At 53.9% G+C, this 18,436-nt stretch carries 16 protein-coding genes; all 16 read left to right on the forward strand.

Going from position 1 to position 18,436, the window contains the following annotated elements; genetic code table 11:
* The first annotated feature begins 130 nt into the window (after positions 1-130).
* Complete coding sequence (locus tag ACOCF6_RS22975) at positions 131-2,770, forward strand: chemotaxis protein CheB (RefSeq protein ID WP_482462683.1); 2,640 nt, start codon at positions 131-133, stop codon at positions 2,768-2,770.
* Positions 2,771-2,829: 59 nt separating this feature from the next.
* Positions 2,830-3,192 (forward strand): endonuclease domain-containing protein, encoded by a 363-nt coding sequence (locus tag ACOCF6_RS22980; protein ID WP_482462685.1) that lies wholly within the window; start codon positions 2,830-2,832, stop codon positions 3,190-3,192.
* An 87-nt stretch (positions 3,193-3,279) separates the two neighbouring features.
* Entirely contained in the window at positions 3,280-5,949 is a 2,670-nt protein-coding gene (locus ACOCF6_RS22985) for an ATP-binding protein (RefSeq protein ID WP_482462687.1), read from the forward strand.
* Entirely contained in the window at positions 5,946-7,496 is a 1,551-nt protein-coding gene (locus ACOCF6_RS22990; protein WP_482462689.1) for a sigma-54-dependent transcriptional regulator, read from the forward strand. The genes ACOCF6_RS22985 and ACOCF6_RS22990 overlap by 4 nt, the downstream gene beginning before the upstream one ends.
* A 383-nt stretch (positions 7,497-7,879) precedes the next feature.
* Positions 7,880-8,521, forward strand: a complete 642-nt coding sequence (locus tag ACOCF6_RS22995; RefSeq protein ID WP_482462691.1) for a hypothetical protein — start codon at positions 7,880-7,882, stop codon at positions 8,519-8,521.
* 221 nt (positions 8,522-8,742) lie between these two features.
* Complete coding sequence (locus tag ACOCF6_RS23000; RefSeq protein WP_482462692.1) at positions 8,743-10,077, forward strand: FAD-dependent oxidoreductase; 1,335 nt, start codon at positions 8,743-8,745, stop codon at positions 10,075-10,077.
* Positions 10,078-10,318: 241 nt separating this feature from the next.
* Complete coding sequence (locus ACOCF6_RS23005; protein ID WP_482462694.1) at positions 10,319-10,576, forward strand: hypothetical protein; 258 nt, start codon at positions 10,319-10,321, stop codon at positions 10,574-10,576.
* Positions 10,542-12,158, forward strand: coding sequence for a DUF748 domain-containing protein (locus tag ACOCF6_RS23010; RefSeq protein ID WP_482462696.1), 1,617 nt, complete (start codon positions 10,542-10,544; stop codon positions 12,156-12,158). The genes ACOCF6_RS23005 and ACOCF6_RS23010 overlap by 35 nt, the downstream gene beginning before the upstream one ends.
* A gap of 58 nt (positions 12,159-12,216) precedes the next feature.
* Positions 12,217-13,176, forward strand: a complete 960-nt coding sequence (locus ACOCF6_RS23015; protein ID WP_482462698.1) for a hypothetical protein — start codon at positions 12,217-12,219, stop codon at positions 13,174-13,176.
* 55 nt (positions 13,177-13,231) lie between these two features.
* Positions 13,232-13,993, forward strand: a complete 762-nt coding sequence (locus ACOCF6_RS23020; protein ID WP_482462700.1) for a class I SAM-dependent methyltransferase — start codon at positions 13,232-13,234, stop codon at positions 13,991-13,993.
* Positions 13,994-14,314: 321 nt separating this feature from the next.
* A complete protein-coding gene (locus tag ACOCF6_RS23025; protein ID WP_482462702.1) occupies positions 14,315-14,998 on the forward strand; it encodes an outer membrane beta-barrel protein in 684 nt (227 codons plus the stop codon).
* A 79-nt stretch (positions 14,999-15,077) separates the two neighbouring features.
* Positions 15,078-15,467, forward strand: coding sequence for a hypothetical protein (locus tag ACOCF6_RS23030; protein ID WP_482462704.1), 390 nt, complete (start codon positions 15,078-15,080; stop codon positions 15,465-15,467).
* A 66-nt stretch (positions 15,468-15,533) separates the two neighbouring features.
* On the forward strand, positions 15,534-15,713 hold the full coding sequence (locus ACOCF6_RS23035) for a CsbD family protein (RefSeq protein WP_482462706.1): 180 nt from the start codon (positions 15,534-15,536) through the stop codon (positions 15,711-15,713).
* Positions 15,714-15,873: 160 nt separating this feature from the next.
* Positions 15,874-16,632 carry a BON domain-containing protein gene (locus ACOCF6_RS23040; protein ID WP_482462708.1) on the forward strand — a complete coding sequence of 253 codons (759 nt, stop codon included), beginning with the start codon at positions 15,874-15,876 and terminating at the stop codon, positions 16,630-16,632.
* 136 nt (positions 16,633-16,768) lie between these two features.
* Positions 16,769-17,332 (forward strand): DUF1003 domain-containing protein, encoded by a 564-nt coding sequence (locus ACOCF6_RS23045; protein WP_482462709.1) that lies wholly within the window; start codon positions 16,769-16,771, stop codon positions 17,330-17,332.
* A 43-nt stretch (positions 17,333-17,375) separates the two neighbouring features.
* Complete coding sequence (locus ACOCF6_RS23050; protein WP_482462711.1) at positions 17,376-18,299, forward strand: YihY/virulence factor BrkB family protein; 924 nt, start codon at positions 17,376-17,378, stop codon at positions 18,297-18,299.
* Positions 18,300-18,436 lie beyond the last annotated feature (137 nt).

Genomic DNA, 18,436 nt, shown 5'->3' on the forward strand with positions numbered 1-18,436 from the left:
TGCACTGTTCACCTGTCTTTTTGCTTGGAGATCAACAATTACAAGCTATTGAAGATACAATCGGTTGTTATGCCGGCAGACCGGAAAGCAGGCTCCACAATATAGTTAGTGCATTTAATGAAATGCTGATATGCTTACAGACATGAAAAAGCAACTCGAACCGGCAAAAAGAGTTAAAAAAACAGCGATTTCTGCCGCTGGCACTGAAGCTTCACTGCACCCCCCCCTAACCTTCCCGATAGTCGGCATCGGTGCCTCTGCCGGCGGACTGGAGGCGCTGGAGCAATTCCTGCGTCCGGTGCCGCCAGGGTGCGGCATGGCCTTTGTCATTGTCCAGCATCTGGATCCGACCCACAAGGGGATCATGCCCGAATTGCTTCAGCGGATCACACCGATGGAGGTTTTCCAGGTCAAGGACCGCATGCGGGTCAAGCCGGACTGCGTGTATGTGATCCCGCCCAACACGGATATGTCCATCCTGCACGGAATCCTGCACCTGTTTGAGCCGACAGTGGCCCGCGGCATGCGTCTGCCGATTGATTTTTTCCTGCGCTCCCTGGCCGAGGACCGTCAGGAGCGCAGTATCGGCGTGATCCTTTCCGGCATGGGTTCGGACGGCACGATGGGACTGCGGGCCATCAAGGAAAAAGGGGGAGTGGCACTGGTACAGGAGCCCGCCTCGGCCAAGTTCGACAGCATGCCCAGGAGTGCCATCGAGGCCGGCCTGGCTGACCTGATCGCCCCGGCTGAAGAGCTGCCTGCCAAGATCATCGGCTATCTCCACCACGCCCTCGTCATCACCAAGACTGAGCTTCCGCTTGAAGAAAAGGATCAAAGCGCCCTGGAGAAAGTCCTGATCCTGCTGCGGGCCAAGACCGGCCACGATTTTTCCCTGTACAAGAAGAATACCGTCTACCGCAGGGTTGAGCGACGCATGGGCATCCACCAGATCAACCGGATCGCCTCCTATGTGCGCTATCTGCAGGAAAACACCCAAGAGGTGGAACTGCTCTTCAAGGAGCTCCTGATCGGTGTGACCAGCTTTTTCCGCGACCCGGAGGCCTGGGAACAACTGCGCAAAGTGGCCATCCCGGCTCTTCTGAATGCCCACCCGGACGGAGGGAACCTGCGGGCCTGGTCGGCCGGCTGTTCCACAGGTGAAGAGGCCTATACCCTGGCCATGATCTTCAAGGAAGCACTGGAACAGGCCAAACCCGCAAGTAGCTACACTCTGCAGATCTTTGCCACCGATCTGGACCAGGATGCGATCGACAAGGCCCGCATAGGGCTGTATCCGAACAATATCACTGCGGATGTGTCCCCTGAGCGCCTGAAGCGATATTTCATCAAGGATGAGAGCAGCTACCGGGTTGGCAAGGAAATCCGCGAAATGGTGACCTTTGCCACGCAGAACATCATCATGCATCCCCCCTTTACCAAGCTGGATATCCTGGTCTGCCGCAACCTGCTGATCTATCTGTCGCCGGAACTGCAGAAAAGACTCTTTCCACTCTTTCATTACAGCCTGAATCCGGGCGGTGTCCTGTTTCTGGGGAGCTCAGAATCCATCGGTACCTTCACTGATCTCTTCGCATCGCTGGAGATCAAGTCGCGACTCTTCCAGCGGCGCGAAGTGCATCTGTCAGGAGTACCGTTCACATTTCCGGGCTCGTTTGTACCCGATTACTCAGGAGTTTCCAAGGAGCTACCGATGATGAAACCTGCTGCCAACCTCCAGGTCCTCGCCGACCAACTGCTGCTGCAGCGCTTTTCGCCGCCGGCAGTGTTGACCAACAACAAGGGCGATATCATCTATATCAACGGACGGACCGGCAAATATCTGGAACCGGCGGCCGGCAAGGCCAACTGGAATATCTTTGCCATGGCCCGTGAAGGGCTCCGCTTTGATCTTGGCAGTGCCTTCCAGAAGGCGATCCGGCAACCAAAACCCATTTCCGTCAAGGGGCTCATCTGCGGCACTCAGATCGTTGATATAACTGTCCAGGCCATCTCAGAACCGGAGGCGCTGCGGGATATGGTGATGATCGTCTTCAACGACGTGGCTGCCCCCCCTGAAAAGAAAGCTCCCGGACGCTCCAAGGGCGCCCAGCCAGCCAACACATCATCTATCGAACTCCTGCAGGAGCTCCAGCAGGCCCGTGAAACACTTCAAACAATCCGCGAGGAGATGCAATCCTCCCAGGAAGAGCTCACCTCCACCAACGAGGAGCTGCAATCCACCAATGAAGAACTGCAGTCCACCAACGAGGAGCTGACCACCTCACGGGAAGAGATGCAGTCCCTGAACGAAGAACTGCAGACCGTCAACGCTGAACAACAGTCCAAGCTGGACGAACTGGCGCGGGTGCACAACGACATGCGCAATCTGCTTAACAGCACGGAAATCGTCACCGTATTCCTGGACAACGATCTCAATATCCGGCGTTTCACCACCGGTGCGGACAAGATCTTCAAGCTGATCCCGGGCGATGTAGGTCGGCCGCTGTCCGATATCACCAGCAATCTGCAGTATCCCGAGATGTCCGCTGAGGCCCGCGAGGTGCTGCGCATGCTGGCCTTTTCTGAAAAGCAGGTCACTGCTACCGATGGACGCTGGTTTTCGGTGCGCATCATGCCCTACCGCACCATGGAGGATGTCATCGCCGGTGTGGTCATCACCTTTACGAACATCACCGCCGCCAAGGCACTGGAGTCGGAGCTGCGCGAGGAGAATGCACGGCTCAGGGGTCTGCTGGAAGGGAAAAAGTAAGATGAATCAAAGTCCCCCCTCCCCTGGAGGGAGGGGGTTAGGGGGTGGGGGAAGCTGCCATGAAACCACAAAATTCCCTACATTCATTTGCCAGAGAATTGCGGAACAATTGCACCGATACGGAACGACTCTTGTGGCGTTATTTGAGAAACAGTCAGCTTGAAGGCGTCAAGTTCCGCAGGCAGCAACCATTTGAAACGTATATTGTTGATTTCATTTCCTTTGATAAAAGGATAATCATAGAGCTAGATGGCGGACAGCATTCGGAAAACACAGAATATGACAAACAAAGAGATGCTTGTCTCCAAGCCAATGGTTTTGTTGTTTTAAGATTCTGGAATAACGAAGTAATAGAAAACACAGAAGGCGTACTAGAGGTTATCAGGCAACAATGTTTGCAAGTTACCTCCCCCACCCCCTAGCCCCCTCCCGCAAGGGGCGGGGGGACTTTATAGTTGTTGCTGCAAAGTTACATTGCTTCAAAATACGAGACAAGCGAGAGTAACTCATTGGGAATAGAAGAAGAATCAACACTCTTGAGATCAGCAGCCGAACTGCGCCGACATGCGGAAGATTTGTTGTGCGCAAAATCAGCAGAATCGCACCTGCCCCGAACCAAGGAAGCAACACAGAAACTTGTCAGTGAACTCGATTTATATCAGATCGAGATGGAGATGCAGAATTCTGAACTGCGGCGAGCACAGGAAGAGCTTGAGAACCAGCAAGTCGAACTTGAGATGCAAAACGAAGAACTGATGCGGGTTCAGACCGAGCTTGAGATATCGTGCAACACCTATTCCAAACTCTATGATTTTGCACCGGTCGGCTATTTCACCTTTGATGCAGCCGGACTGATAAAGAAGGTTAACCTCACCGGAGCCCTATTGCTGGGAGTCGACAGAGCGCTCCTTGTTAACAAGGCCTTTAGCTCATTTATTGCCGATGCTGCCGGGAAAAAGGTCTTTTCCAGTCACCTCAAAACGGTTTCGCAAAAAGGAGAGATGCAGAAATGTGAAATCAGGCTCTCGGGGAAAGCAAGAACAACGGTCTATGCCCAACTTCAGAGCGTCACGATAAATGATATTGAAACCAAGGAAGATCATATACTTTCCTCAATCGTAGATGGCACAGTTGCCAAGCAGTTGGGTGTGGAAATCCAGGATGCCCGGGAATATGCCGAGAACATCGTGGAGACTGTGCACAAACCGCTTGTGGTGTTAAGTTATGACCTGAAAATTCTCACAGCAAACATCAGCTTCTACGATACCTTCAAGGTAACGCCCGAGGAAACAATCGGGAATTTCATCTATGATCTTGGTAACCGGCAATGGGATATCCCCAAGCTGCGGGTCCTTTTCGAAGACATCCTCCCCAATGATACCGTACTCAATGGCTATGAAGTTGATCATGTGTTTCCGGGAATCGGCCGCAAGATCATACTGCTCAATGCCCGACAAATTTTCCGGGAAAAAATCGGCTCACACATCATCCTGCTTGCCATGGAAGACATCAGCATGCGCAAACAGGCAGAAGAGGCCATGCTCAAGGCCGGGGCACTGCAGCGCGCGATCTTTAACAGCGCCAACTTCTCCAGCATCGCCACCGACGCCAAGGGGGTCATCCAGATCTTCAACGTCGGCGCGGAACGGATGCTGGGCTATACGGCCGACGAGGTCATGAACAAGATCACGCCGGCCGATATTTCCGATCCGCAGGAAGTGGTGGCACGCGCCAAGGCACTCAGCGTCGAGCTCGAAACCCCGATAACACCCGGTTTTGATGCGCTGGTCTTCAAGGCCCGGCGCGGGATCGAGGATATCTACGAACTGACCTATATCCGCAAGGACGGCAGCCGCTTTCCGGCGGTCGTCTCCGTCACGGCCCTTCGCGACGAGCAGAATGTAATCATCGGCTACCTGCTGATCGGCACCGACAATACGGCACGTAAGCTGGTGGATGCCGAGCGGGCCCGGCTCGATCAGGTCCTGCAGGACAAGAACACCGAACTGGAGAGTGCTACGCGTATTGCTGAGAAAGCCAACCTGGCGAAATCCGATTTCCTTTCCAGCATGAGCCATGAACTGCGCACGCCGCTCGGTGCGATCCTGGGATTTGCCCAACTGCTGGAATCGGGTGTGCCGCAGCCGACTCCCTCCCAGAAACGGAGTATCGATCAGATTCTCAAGGCCGGCTGGTATCTGCTGGAGCTGATCAACGAAATCCTCGACCTGGCCCTGATCGAATCCGGAAAACTGTCACTATCGCTGGAAGCGGTATCACTGACGGAAGTCATGCAGGAATGCGAGGCCATGATTGAACCACAGGCGCAAACGCGCGGCATCAGCGTGGCCTTTACCCCTTTCGAATGCCACTACTCGGTCAACGCCGACCGGACACGGGTCAAACAGGTCATCATCAACCTGCTGTCCAACGCAATCAAATACAACAAGCCGGGCGGAACGGTAGTCGTAGAGTGCACCCTGAGCCCTCCGGATTCGATCCGTATCAGCGTCCGGGATTCCGGCGAGGGACTGGCGCCCGAACAGCTTTCGCAGCTTTTCCAACCCTTCAACCGCCTGGGGCAAAAGTCGAACATCGAAGAGGGCACCGGCATCGGCCTGGTGGTCTGCAAGCGTCTGGTCGAATTGATGCACGGCACCATCGGCATGGAAAGTAAGGTCGGAGACGGGAGTGTCTTCTGGGTCGAACTTAAACAGACATCTGAATCGCACGTTATCGCCCGAACGGCCGAATTATCGACGGTTGCAAGAGTGCCCGTTCAAAGCGCAGCGCATTTGTACTCCCTGCTGTATGTGGAAGACAACCCGGCCAATATGATGCTGATCGAGGACCTGATAGCGCGCCGCCCGGATATCCGCTTTCTGAGTGCGCGGGACGCCGTTCACGGCATCGAGATCGCACGAGAATCTCAGCCGGATGTGATCCTGATGGACATCAACCTGCCCGGCATCAGCGGACTGGATGCGCTGAAGATCCTTCATAATGACCCGACAACAGCGCACATCCCGATCGTTGCGCTGAGTGCCAATGCAATTCCCCGCGATATTGAAAACGGCCTGAAAGCCGGATTCTTTCGTTATCTTACCAAACCGGTCAAGGTCAACGAGTTCATGGCCACGCTGGATATGACACTGAAATACGCAAAGGAACAACAATGATTATAAGCGAGTCCGAGATACGTGACGCCAGCATCCTGATCGTTGACGACCAGGAGCCAAACGTCACCCTGCTGGAACAGATGCTGCGTGAAGCCGGCTACACCTGCATTGCCACAACCATGAATCCGGAGGAGGTCTGCGCGCTGCATCTTGAACACAGCTACGACCTGATCCTGCTTGATCTGCAGATGCCAGTCATGGATGGCTTCCAGGTAATGGAGGCACTCAAGACGGGCGATGCGGGCGGTTATCTGCCGGTGATGGTGATCACCGCCCAGCCGAACCACAAACTGCTGGCGCTGCAGGCCGGCGCACGGGATTTTGTCAGCAAGCCGTTCGAACTGCTGGAAGTCAAGACACGCATCCGCAACATGCTGGAAGTCCGGCTGCTGCACAAAAAGCTTGAGCAGTACAACAGGGAGCTGGAACAGGCCGTTCAGGAGCGCACCGGAGACCTGCTCACAGCCAATCTGCAGCTGACACAGGAAATCGGGGAACGCAAGAAGGCTGAGGTGTCGCTCCAGCAAACCTACGCGGAAATAAAGGTGCTGAAAGACCGGCTCAATGCTGAAAATATCTACCTGCAGCAGGAGATTGACCAGCAATACAACTTCGGCGAGATCGTCGGCCAAAGCAATGTGCTCTCCTGCGTCTTCTCCCAGGTCGAGCAGGTTTCCCCCATGAATGCGACCGTCCTGCTGCTGGGCGAGACCGGCACCGGCAAGGGGGTGGTGGCCCGCGCCATCCACAGCAGCAGTACCCGCAAGAATCGCCCCTTGATAACGGTCAACTGCACGACACTGCCGGCGACCCTGGTGGAAAGCGAGCTTTTCGGGCGGGAACGGGGGGCCTTCACCGGCTCCGATGCCCGCCAGATCGGGCGCTTCGAGCTGGCCGACGGCGGCACGATCTTCCTGGACGAAATCGGCGAGATGCCGCTGGAGCTGCAATGCAAACTGCTGCGGGTCATCCAGGACGGTGAGTTTGAACGCCTGGGCAGTCCCCGCACCATCAAGACCGATGTCAGGATCATCGCCGCCACCAACCGCAATCTGGCAGACGAGGTCAAAAACGGCAAGTTCCGCGAAGACCTGTTCTACCGGCTCAATGTCTTTCCTATCACCATGCCGCCGCTGCGCCAGCGCAAGGAAGACATCCCGCTGCTGGTCAATCATTTTGTGAATAAATTCAACCACAAGATCGGCAAGAAGGTCGAGACCGTTTCAAAAGACACCCTGAACATCCTTCAGGAATACCACTGGCCCGGCAACGTGCGCGAACTGGAAAGCGTCATCGAGCGGGCGGTCATCATCAGCAAGGGGACCGCGCTGCAGGTCCTGGACCGCTTCGAGACCTTCCGCAAGACAGAGGAAACAGATGGGCAGGACATCAAAGCCCTGGCCGAACTGGAACACGACCACGTCCTGCAGGTGTTGCAGAAAACCGGTTGGCGCATCGAGGGTAAAAACGGCGCGGCGATACTACTGGGTCTCAACGCCAGTACCCTGCGCGCCCGGATGCGAAAATACGGCATCGTCCGGCAGTAACAGAATATTTACCAGCGTTGTCCGGTTAGGTAATTGCATTTGCCTAAAAGTCCCCCTCCCCTTGCGGGAGGGGGAGTACTTCCAGGGATACAAATAACAGTCTCAGTGCCGTCCGTCATATATTGCAGTTACGTTAAAAGTGACGGGTTTCGATGACGGCCTCCCCCCTCCAACAACACACCCCCACTCTCTTTTATCCTTTACAATCAGCACCTTTCACCATCCTGCCTTACAGACATTCTCTGGCACGTTAGTTGCGAATAAAGATCCTATCAGAAAATAGCACTGACTCGCTTTCTGCCAAATTTGAGTTGGTAGTGCGGCTTGAAATCAAAGATATCACCTTGATTTTGAACAGGCTGTATCAATTCAGTGGGAGCCCCATGAAAAAACCTGCCACAACATTGGAAATACTGACCTTGGGGCGCTTCAGCGTTTCTATCAATGGAAACCCGGTTGCTTCAACCTGGCCGGACGAAACAATAAAGATTTTCTTCTGCTCACTGATTTCTCCTCTGGACCTTTACTTCACCTGGGACCGGGTCTGCCGCTCCATGCTGGGTGTTCCGGAGACACGCGCCAGCAGGCGCCAGCTTGAGGAGGTTCTGATCAGGCCCCTCAACAGTTTCCTGATTAAAGAGTTCGGCTTCACCCCTCTCATCGCAGGGCTCGAAAGTATACGAATCGATCAGCAGCGCATCTATGTCGATGCCATGGAGTTTCACAATGCAGTCACCGAAGGGTTCAAACTGTTATCCCAGGGCAACCGGGCCGCAGCATTTGATAAACTCGGCCGGGCCAAGTCACTCTATGCCGGCAGTTATCTACCGGGAATACCGGGTAAAATCATCAACAACACCCGCAACGAACTTGAGTCGCTGTACCGGACTGCTGTCATGGAAATTGTTCCGAAAGCCGGGCGCAATCCGGGCCAGATCGAAACAGCGCGTCCCGGGGCAGATTCACCGGGGAGCATAGCGGTGTATCCGGCAGTAAAAATCAAATCCGTACACCACGGTCGATGACCTCATGCCAACAGGATCTCGTGGTAAAAAATATGCCAGCCCGCTGACATACCCTTCTTGCAACGGCAGCCGTTCAATTTCCCGATAATCCCGCCATCACAACCTTGCCCGCCACACCAACCGGATAGGGTCATCATTTTGCAGCAAAACGTTACGCACAACTCACTTCTGATCCGGAATCTGCTCGACATGAAATTTAGCCGTGATTGGAGATTATTCAGATGAAAACAGTCATAATTGGCGGCATCGCCGGTGGCCTGTCCGCCGCCAGCCAGATCAGGCGCGACGACCCCTCCGCACAGGTGATCGTCCTGGAAAAGTCCGGGGATGTATCCTACGGCGCCTGCGGGATGCCCTATAACCTGTTCTACAAGGACAAGCCGCTTGAGAACCTGTATGCCATGAGCCTTGATGAGATCCGCAAGAAGCGCGGCATCGATTACCGCCAGCAGCACGAAGTTGTCGCGATTGACCCGATCGGGAAAGAAGTAACAATCCTTGATCACGAACTCTCACGATACTATGTGGAACAGTACGATTTTCTCGTGTATGCCACCGGCACGAAGCCGGTCAGACTGAACCTGCCCGGATTTGATGACCTTGACGTCCATTATTTCAAGACCCTGGACGACGCGCGGCTGGTCAAAAAACGGATCTACGGCAACGCACCGACCAGGGCTGTACTGATCGGCTCCGGTTATACCAATCTTGAGCTGGCGGATGTCCTGCACAACATGAAGATCACGCCGGTCATCCTGGAGAAATCCGCCGCAATACTTCCAGCTTTTGCTGAAGAGATCAGGGCCAAGATACTGGAAAAAATGGTTGATAAAGGGATCGTACTCCATACCAATATTGACATCATTGAGAAGAAAGGTGCCGTGGTCAGAACCACAAGCGGAGACTTCGAAGCGGATATGGTCATAATCGCCATCGGCACACGACCGAACACGGAGCTGTTCTCGACGAGCGGTGGCGAATTGGGGATTGCCGGGGCCATCAAGGTAGACCGTTTCTTGCGGACAAACCTGCCCCAGGTCTTCGCGGCCGGTGACTGCGCCGAACACTATGTCCGCCAGCTCGGCAGGAACGGCTACATGCCGCTCGGGCCGGTAGCCAACAAGCAGGGTCGGCTGGTCGGCAGCAATATCACCCATGGCAAGGACATGAAGCAGTTTAACGGCATCGACCAGAGCGCGGTATTCAAGTTTTTCGACCTGACAGTGGCCACTACCGGCCTCAATGAACAACAGCTGCAGGAACGGGGTACGGTCTATGTAAAAACCTGGGTTGACTCGCCGACCAGGGGCGCCTTCCCGGGAGGCGGCAGCATGCGCGTCCTGCTGCTGTGTGAAAAAGGGAGCGGCCTGCTGCTCGGCGCCCAGATGATCGGGCAGGATGTGGTGGCAAAGCGGATCGACGTCCTGGCTACCGCAATCTACAACAGCATGACGGTTATTGAGTTTGCTGACCTGGACCTCTGCTACGCGCCGCTGTATGCGCCGGTTTGGGATCCGCTCCTGCTTGCTGCGAACAAGGCGGTCAGGGAGATGTAGCGGAACAGCCCTTCATTCCCATCCCAGACACACTAGACAACTACCCCTGCGCATCCCGTCACATATGACAGCACTGTCAATATTGACGGAATTCACTGTCGGCACAGCATGTATCCCGCAGAATCCCTGATCCATTACCTGCACACAATCAGACAGTTGCACGCATACCATCCGCAGGTCTCCTCTGGCACGTTAGTTGCGTTTTACCTGATAAGTACGAGACATACCAACGGAGAACAGCATGAATCCAGAACAGCACAAAAGCAGTATGTTTTTTGGCAACGAGCGGAGAACCTTTGCGCGCATCCCTGTCGCTATCCTGGAGCTGGACATGCTTCAGGAGCAGGCCTTCAAGACGACCTGCCAGGAAATCTCCGACCTCTATCACATGCTGCAGAACAAATGCAGCCAGAATGATCAGTTGCTTGCACGTGCAACCTACCCTGTGACCATGGAGCAGACTCATGCAGGAGAACAGCATCGAAAACTCCTTGTTTAAGAAACTGCAGCAATCAAGGGTGGTTCGCTGGGGAATCGGTATACCGGTCGCTCTGGCCCTGATCCTCTTTTTCGCGTCATTTGTCCTAGATGAACCGCTGCGCAGCAGCATGGAAAAAAGAATGAACCATGGTCTGAAAGGGTATTCAGTGCGGCTTCCAGGGCTGCATCTTCGCCTGATTGGCCTCGGACTGACCCTGAAAGGCCTGACCGTCATGCAGCAGGCCCATCCGGATACCCCGGTCGTCACGTTCCCGGTCCTCAAGGCAAGCATCCACTGGCGCGAGATTCTCTCGGGAAAGCTCGTCGCCGAGTTCATTCTTGATCGTCCAAAAATAAACATCAACCTGCAGCAGCTGCGCAGCGAAGCGACCAGTACAGTTCCTCTCAAGGAACGCGGCTGGCAGCAGGCGGTGGAAGCCATTTACCCGCTGAAAATAAACTCCCTGAAAATCAACGACGCCAGTGTCACCTATATCGATCAGGACCCGAAACAGCCGCTCGTCCTGAGCCATCTGAACCTGCAGGCATCCAATATCCGTAACATCCACCAACCGGACCAGGTCTATCCCTCCAGCTTCCACCTGGATACGGCTGTCTTTAACAGCGGTCGCGGCACTGTCGATGGCGACGCCAACTTCCTGGCTCAACCGTATCCCGGCATCAAGGCCCGCATCAAGCTGGAAAAGATTTCAATGGATTATTTTCAATCAATGATTGCCCGCTCCAATCTCTCCATACAGGGCGGACTGCTCCAGGCTGCCGGTGACGTCGAGTATGCCCCGACGGTGAAAACCGCCCACCTGAAAAACCTGACGATCCAGGGGATGCGCCTGGACTATCTGCATTCGCAGCGAACTGCCGTTGATGAAAAGAAAAACGTAGCCGTCGTAAAAAAGACCGCAAAAAAGCTTAGCAACAACCCCGGCATCCTGATGCAAGCCGACCAGGTAATGCTGACCGGCTGCACTCTCGGCATGGTCAACAAGGCGGCTAAAAAACCGTACCGCCTGTTCCTGGCCGATACAGACCTCCAGCTGAACAACTTTTCCAACCAGTTTGCCCAGGGGCCGGCCCAGGCAACATTGAAGGCCAGATTCATGGGCAGCGGCCCGACGACAGCAACGGCAACATTCAGACCGGAGAAGGGGGGGCCGGATTTCGATCTGTTCCTCAAAATCGAGGAGTCACGTTTGACAGCGATGAATGATGTACTGCGCTCCTACGCGAACTTCGATGTCTCCGCCGGGGTCTTTTCCCTGGTCACTGAGCTGCATGTCAAAAATGACAGGATTTCCGGCTACATCAAACCCTTCATCAAAGATGTCAAGGTCTATGACAAGCGAAGGGACAGGGATCAAGGCACCTTCCACAGGGTGTACGAGAAGATGATCGGCGGGGCCGCTATGCTGCTTGAAAACAGGACACGCCAGGAGGTTGCCACCAAGGTAATTATCAGCGGTTCGACCGGCAATCCGGAAACCAGCACCTGGCAGATTGTCGGCGCACTCATCAAGAACGCATTCTTCAAAGCGATTCTGCCCACCTTTGACAAAGAGGCCACTGGAGCAGGCAAGCGCTGACAGGAACAGACTCACAGCAACGATTTTTTCCTGAAAAGCACAATCAAAAGGACCAGCCATGCGACAACTGATGTTTACCGTACTATTCGTTTTTATGACATGCCCGGCATTTGCCGGAGAACTCAGCCTGCTGGGCGGTTACGGGTTTACGGATAAACCTCTGGAAAGGACCTATGCCTGGCAGGTCCAGTACATGGAGGGGCTGGGCGATCATTTTGCCTACTCCCTTTCATACCTGAACCAGGGTCACTTCAGTGAGCACCATCGTGACGGCAATGCCGCCAATCTCTGGGCCAGAACAAATCTGCTCGACCGGCAGCTTTCGCTGGGCGTCGGTGTCGGCGGCGTATTCTATTATGACACCAAAATTCCAACCGATGGCGGCCCGGCCCGGGACTATCATGGCTGGGGAACCATGGCCAGCGTGGCCGCAACCTGGTACACCAAAAGCCGGTTATTTTACCAGCTGCAGGGCTACTGGCTCAGGGGCAACAACAGCTTCGATACCCTGACTGCGATGGCCGGCATCGGCTATCAGCTGGATGCCCCGCCATCAAAGGGTCCCGACGTAAAAGGCACCCGTCTGACCGAAAAAAATACCGACAACGAACTGACACTGTTTGGCGGAGAAACCGTTGTGAACATCCCCGGCGACGGAAAATCGCTGGCCCTGGCCCTCGAATACCGGCGCGGACTCTGGCGTTATCTGGAATGGACCGCAGGGGCGCTGTACGAGGGAAAGAGTTCCCTGATAAACCGTTACGGCCTGACCACTCAGCTCTGGCTGGCAAAACCCTTTCTGGATGACCGCATCACCCTGGGCATCGGTGCGGGTCCGTATTTTGCCGTTGATCACCGCCTCCAGGACCGGAAGGTGCGCATACCGGTCATCTTCTCCACAACCGGCAGCATCCGGATCACCGATAACGTGCTGCTGCGGGCGACCTGGGACCGGATCATCACCACCTACGACCGCGATACGGATATCTTCCTCGGCGGCCTGGGGTTCCGATTTTGAACAGCCTGCGCTTGTCTGCAGCACAGTACCACCTGACCAAACAGCAGGAGACACAATGACAACACACCTTACGCTGCAGGATATCAGCACAACAAATCGTACCTTATACAATAGCCTCTGGTCACAGGCTCACCTGGCACGGCCGGAGCGTTTCAACACCTGGCCGCTGATTTCCGGGCTGCTGCCCGCTGCCCCGGACCGGCTGGAAATCGGACCGGGCCTGCGCCCCCGGCTGCCGATCAACGGCACCCATTTCGTCGATATCAGCACTGCAGCGATCGAACAACTGCGTGCCAAGGGCGCAACCGCCCTACCCGGTCTGATCAGCGATCTGCCGTTCAATGACCGCACATTCGATCTCGTCTGTGCCTTCGATGTCATTGAACATGTTCAGGATGATCAACAGGCCTTTGCAGAATTAAACCGTGTGCTCAAAGACAACGGCACTTTGATTGTTTCCGTGCCCCTGCACACGCAGCGCTGGACAGAGTTCGATGAATGGTCCGGTCACGTGCGTCGCTACGATCCGGCTGAGCTGCTGACTATCCTGGATGGCCACAATCTGGTTCCGGTACAAAGCGCTGTCTTCGGCATGCAGCCCTCCAATCCCCGGCTGTTGCAGTTCGGCCTGTGGTGCCTCAAACATAACCGGCGAACAGCCATGTTGTTCTACAACCGGTTGTTCATGCCGCTGGGTGTGTACTTTCAAAGCAGATTAAAGGTTGTCAACGGATTGATGGACACAACCGGCGTTGACGAGATTGTGCTGGTCTGCCGACGGAAGGTACGCCCGCAAGCGGCAGATCACCTGCAGTAGACTGATGCGGCGCCAACCCCGTCGCATATGGCGGTTATGCCAAACATGACGGTTTCCTGTGACAGATTCACCTTCACCCCATACGCCTGTATTCCATTTATCCCTTTGCAATCAGACCGTTACGCTTGCACTTTCCCCGTAAATTCTCTGGCACGTTCGTTGCGATATACCTCAATTGCAGAACAAGGGCACGGTCATGCCTTCAGCACATTTGAGTCAACATCACATCAAAGGGAGGAGCACGTGAAGAGCAGCAAAGAAGAGCACAAACGCTTGCTGACTGTAGCAGCGAAAAAACAACTGATATCCAAAGGAGAAGTTATGAAATCCACCTGTACCCGATCCACCCTGGCAGCAGTTCTCGCCGTCACGTTGATGAGCATCACCCCGATTGTTTCCCATGCTGCCGACACAGCAGACACTACCGGTAATTCGGCATCCGCAACATCGCAGGAAAAACCGACGAATTACCTGATGCTTAAGGGCGGGATCTATTCCCCCAGCACATCGTTCGACATTGCCAATGCTGCCGGCGGCGCTACCGTATATAACGACAGGGTTCACATGGACAGCAAGACCGGTTTTGCCGGTGAGGTCGCATTCGGCCATTATTTCCTGCCCATGCTGGCCGTGGAACTGGGTGCCGGCTACTTTGAAAGCGAAGGCTCTCCGGCAGCACAGCCCGGTGAAACCAAGCTGCGGGTCGTGCCTCTGACAGCCACCGCCAAAGTGCTTCTTCCACTCGGGATTTTTGAACCATTCGGCCTGGTCGGAATCGGGGCCTACATCACCGATCTGGATGTGCGCATCAATAACGGTGATTCCCGCAGTTCCTCGGAAGTCACCTACGGATTTCACGCCGGTGCCGGTTTCAACATCAATTTCAACAGGAACATATTTGCAGGACTGGAAGGCAAATACCTTTGGGCCGAGCCTTCCTTCGGCGGCGATCATATCAACCTGGACGGCTTTGTCACGACCGCTACCGTCGGATACCGGTTCTAAGCGGTTTCAGCATTATTCATTACAGAAATACCTGGTTCAATAAAACAAGCAACACACATCCCAATGGAGGAAATTCAACATGAAAAAGATTTTATCAGCAGTAGTCGCCACTCTCGTAGCAATGTCCTTTGCCACAGTTGTATTCGCAGCAGATACCGCCAAAACAGTAGCATCAGCCAAGGTCACACCGGTTGCTGAAGCCAAGCAGGATGTGAATATTGCCAAAGCAGAAGCAAAAGCTGCAGAAGAAAAAGCGGCAGCAGATGCCAAAAAAGCAAAAGCAAAAGTGAAGGCAGATGTCAAAACAGAAAAAGCAAAGGTAAAAGCTGACATAAAAACCGAAAAAGCCAAGGTAAGTGCCGATCAGAAAGCTGAAAAAGCCAAGGTAAAAGCAGATGTTAAATCTGCCAAAGCAAAGGCTGAAGCTGATGCCAAAGCTGCAAAAGAAGCTGCAGCTCCTGCCAAGTAATGCAGCGCCAGTTCTCAACTGCAGTTGCAGGGCCGCTTATCATTCAGTCACATAAAGGAGAAACCCATGAAAAACAGCACGAAAGACCAGATTGAAGGCAAGTTCCACGAAGCAAAGGGTGCTGCCAAGGAGATCGCCGGCAAACTCACCGATAATCCGAAGCTTGAAGGAGAAGGCACCGGAGAAAAGATTGCCGGTAAAATCCAGGAAAAGATCGGTCAGATTGGCAAGGTTCTCGGGAAATAGTCGGTAGTGTCCGGTTTGGTTTATGCAGTAGCCGTATAAGTCCCCCCTCCCATCAAGGGAGGGGAGGCTAAACGCAAACACCTAACCGGAAATCACGGGGAACTAGCGACAGATCAACATCAGACAGCAGGACAAATAACATTCGAAAAGGGAACGTGCAATGAAATCACTTTACTCTCTAGCAATAATGGCTGCAGCTTTATGTGTGCTGGCCTTCAGTGTGCCGGCCCAAGCAGCCAAGATAGACAGCCGCATCGAATTATCGGCCAAACAGTCGTACGTGTTCAAAACCTACCTGCAGGGTGACGACATCAAAATCCAGTCCAAGGACGGAGCCGTTACCTTGACGGGGATTGTCTCCGAGAATTTCCACAAGAGCCTGGCCCAGGAGACCGTCGCCGGCCTTCCGGACGTCATCAGTGTGGACAACCGGCTGGAAATCAAGGGTGCCGCCCCAACTGCCAACTCGGATGCATGGCTGCGCGACAAGGTTAAAGTCGCACTCCTTTTTCATCGCAGTGTTAGTTCCTCGGCAACAGAAGTAGACGTCAAAGACGGGATCGTGACCCTGAAAGGCGTTGCAGCCAGTCAGTCGCAAAAAGAATTGACGACTGAATACGCCAAAGACGTCGAAGGGATCAAAGACGTAAAGAATGACATGACCGTAGCCGCGTCTGCGAAACACACTCCCCGGACGGTCGGACAGAAGATCGATGATGCCTCCATCACCGCCCAGGTCAACATGACCCTGCTGAACCACCGTTCAACAAGTGTTCTCAACACCAAGGTAAAGACCAAGCGCGGCGTTGTCACCGTCGGCGGCAAGGCCAAAAATACAGCCGAAAAAGACCTGGTTACCAAGCTTACAAATGACATCAACGGTGTCGTCAAAGTCAGAAACCTGATGATTATCGAGTAATCCGGGTACGAAACAGGTGTGGACTTGATCTGCACAGCAGCAAGAGACGTATTGTTTGCAGCAGATACGCGAAAAAGGGTGCATCGCGGTGCACCCTTTTTTTGAACAGTATTCCAACGCACCCGAGGGAATTCCTATGAAACAGAACGAGACTGAACTATCGGAACGATTGTTTCGCGTGAAATATGAGCAGCTGGGAAAACAGGAACAGCATGTCGCCCATCATCTGGCCGAACGGACACACATTACGAGAAATGTCGCCCAGGATCTTACGGAGCAATCGACTTTTGGCCAGCGACTGGCTGACAAAGTCGCTTCCTTTGGCGGTTCATGGACCTTTATCTCGCTCTTTGCGGTTGTCCTGGTTGTCTGGATCCTCCTGAATTCACTGATTCTGGTCAGGTACGGCAATAAGACATTCGATCCCTATCCCTACATCCTGTTGAATCTGTTCCTGTCCATGCTTGCAGCTATTCAGGCTCCGATTATCCTGATGTCGCAAAACCGCCAGGCCTATAAGGATCGCATGAGCGCGGAGCATGATTACGAGGTCAACCTGAAGGCTGAGCTTGAAATCATAACACTGCATGAAAAAGTGGATGCACTGAGAGATACGCAGTGGAGTGAACTGATTTCAATCCAGCAGGAACAGATCACGCTTCTCAACCAACTGATTTCAGAGCGTAATACAAAACAGTGAACCGCCGGGAGCCTGCCGTGCGTAGAGAATTCCTGACCCGATCATGATCAAAAACCAATCGATATATCAGCTGCTGGAACGTACCATCGCATTTTTGCTCCTGGTAGTGCGCGGATTCATGCGCAACCAGGGCCTCCTGCTGGCCGGTGCGGTCGCCTATTACACCCTGCTGTCCATCGTGCCGCTGTCAATAATTGCACTGATCGTGCTGACGCAATTCATTGAAGAACAGCAGTTGATTCATACCTTGTCGATCTACCTGGAAATGGTGATCCCCGGGTATGCGACAACCTTGACCGAACAGGTGGCCGCATTTCTGCAAAACCGCAAGGTTGTCGGCATCATCGGCTTTCTCGGCATGCTGTTTTTCAGTTCGACCGCTTTTTCCATGCTCGAAAAGGCCATCTCGGTGATCTTTTTCCAGAGGGTCAGATCACAGCGCCGCAGCTTTTTCATCTCCGCCATTATTCCCTATGTGTACATCTTCGTGATGGGCATGGGGGTTATACTGGTGACCTTCATTATCGCTGCGATCGATATGCTGGAAAACGGCAATCTGGCTTTTCGCGGCTACAGCCTGAATCTGGGAGGCGCGACCGGCACCTCGCTGTATTTTATGGGAATTGTCGGCGAGGTTCTGCTGCTCACATCGATTTACCTGGTGATGCCGATCGTGCGGGTACGCTTTCGACATGCACTCATCGGCGGGATAACGGCAACCATCTTATGGGAAATCACCCGCAGGGTGCTGGTCTGGTATTACGCCACCGTTTCCACGATCAATGTCATTTACGGCTCCATCTCCATAACCGTGGTGGCCCTGCTCTGCGTAGAGGTTGTTGCGATTATCCTGCTGTTTGGAGCCCAGGTAATTGCAGAGCTTGAGCACACCAGCGATGAAGAGGCACTGGAGAAAACAGCAGGATTCAAGACGAGCGGGAATGCAGAGGTTAAAGTCACACCTTAACAGACCGGACATAACCTGAAGAAAATACGAATATATCTATCCAATAGCCAGGAAAGGGCGTAGAGATAGCTGCTGACCTTCCATCAGAACTCATTGCTTTCAGCACATTTCGAAGCCCGGTTTATTTACGGTCATCT

It is taken from the genome of Geobacter psychrophilus (assembly GCF_056821595.1).

What these genes read in the sequence shown, in the direction of transcription:
- ACOCF6_RS23030 (WP_482462704.1), top strand. Translation starts at nt 15,078, where the DNA reads ATGAAAAAGATTTTATCAGCAGTAGTCGCCACTCTCGTAGCAATGTCC.
- ACOCF6_RS23000 (WP_482462692.1), top strand. Translation starts at nt 8,743, where the DNA reads ATGAAAACAGTCATAATTGGCGGCATCGCCGGTGGCCTGTCCGCCGCC.
- ACOCF6_RS23035 (WP_482462706.1), top strand. Translation starts at nt 15,534, where the DNA reads ATGAAAAACAGCACGAAAGACCAGATTGAAGGCAAGTTCCACGAAGCA.
- ACOCF6_RS23005 (WP_482462694.1), top strand. Translation starts at nt 10,319, where the DNA reads ATGAATCCAGAACAGCACAAAAGCAGTATGTTTTTTGGCAACGAGCGG.
- ACOCF6_RS23040 (WP_482462708.1), top strand. Translation starts at nt 15,874, where the DNA reads ATGAAATCACTTTACTCTCTAGCAATAATGGCTGCAGCTTTATGTGTG.
- ACOCF6_RS23015 (WP_482462698.1), top strand. Translation starts at nt 12,217, where the DNA reads ATGCGACAACTGATGTTTACCGTACTATTCGTTTTTATGACATGCCCG.
- ACOCF6_RS23045 (WP_482462709.1), top strand. Translation starts at nt 16,769, where the DNA reads ATGAAACAGAACGAGACTGAACTATCGGAACGATTGTTTCGCGTGAAA.
- ACOCF6_RS22980 (WP_482462685.1), top strand. Translation starts at nt 2,830, where the DNA reads ATGAAACCACAAAATTCCCTACATTCATTTGCCAGAGAATTGCGGAAC.
- ACOCF6_RS23050 (WP_482462711.1), top strand. Translation starts at nt 17,376, where the DNA reads ATGATCAAAAACCAATCGATATATCAGCTGCTGGAACGTACCATCGCA.
- ACOCF6_RS23010 (WP_482462696.1), top strand. Translation starts at nt 10,542, where the DNA reads ATGCAGGAGAACAGCATCGAAAACTCCTTGTTTAAGAAACTGCAGCAA.
- ACOCF6_RS22990 (WP_482462689.1), top strand. Translation starts at nt 5,946, where the DNA reads ATGATTATAAGCGAGTCCGAGATACGTGACGCCAGCATCCTGATCGTT.
- ACOCF6_RS22995 (WP_482462691.1), top strand. Translation starts at nt 7,880, where the DNA reads ATGAAAAAACCTGCCACAACATTGGAAATACTGACCTTGGGGCGCTTC.
- ACOCF6_RS23020 (WP_482462700.1), top strand. Translation starts at nt 13,232, where the DNA reads ATGACAACACACCTTACGCTGCAGGATATCAGCACAACAAATCGTACC.
- ACOCF6_RS23025 (WP_482462702.1), top strand. Translation starts at nt 14,315, where the DNA reads ATGAAATCCACCTGTACCCGATCCACCCTGGCAGCAGTTCTCGCCGTC.
- ACOCF6_RS22975 (WP_482462683.1), top strand. Translation starts at nt 131, where the DNA reads ATGCTTACAGACATGAAAAAGCAACTCGAACCGGCAAAAAGAGTTAAA.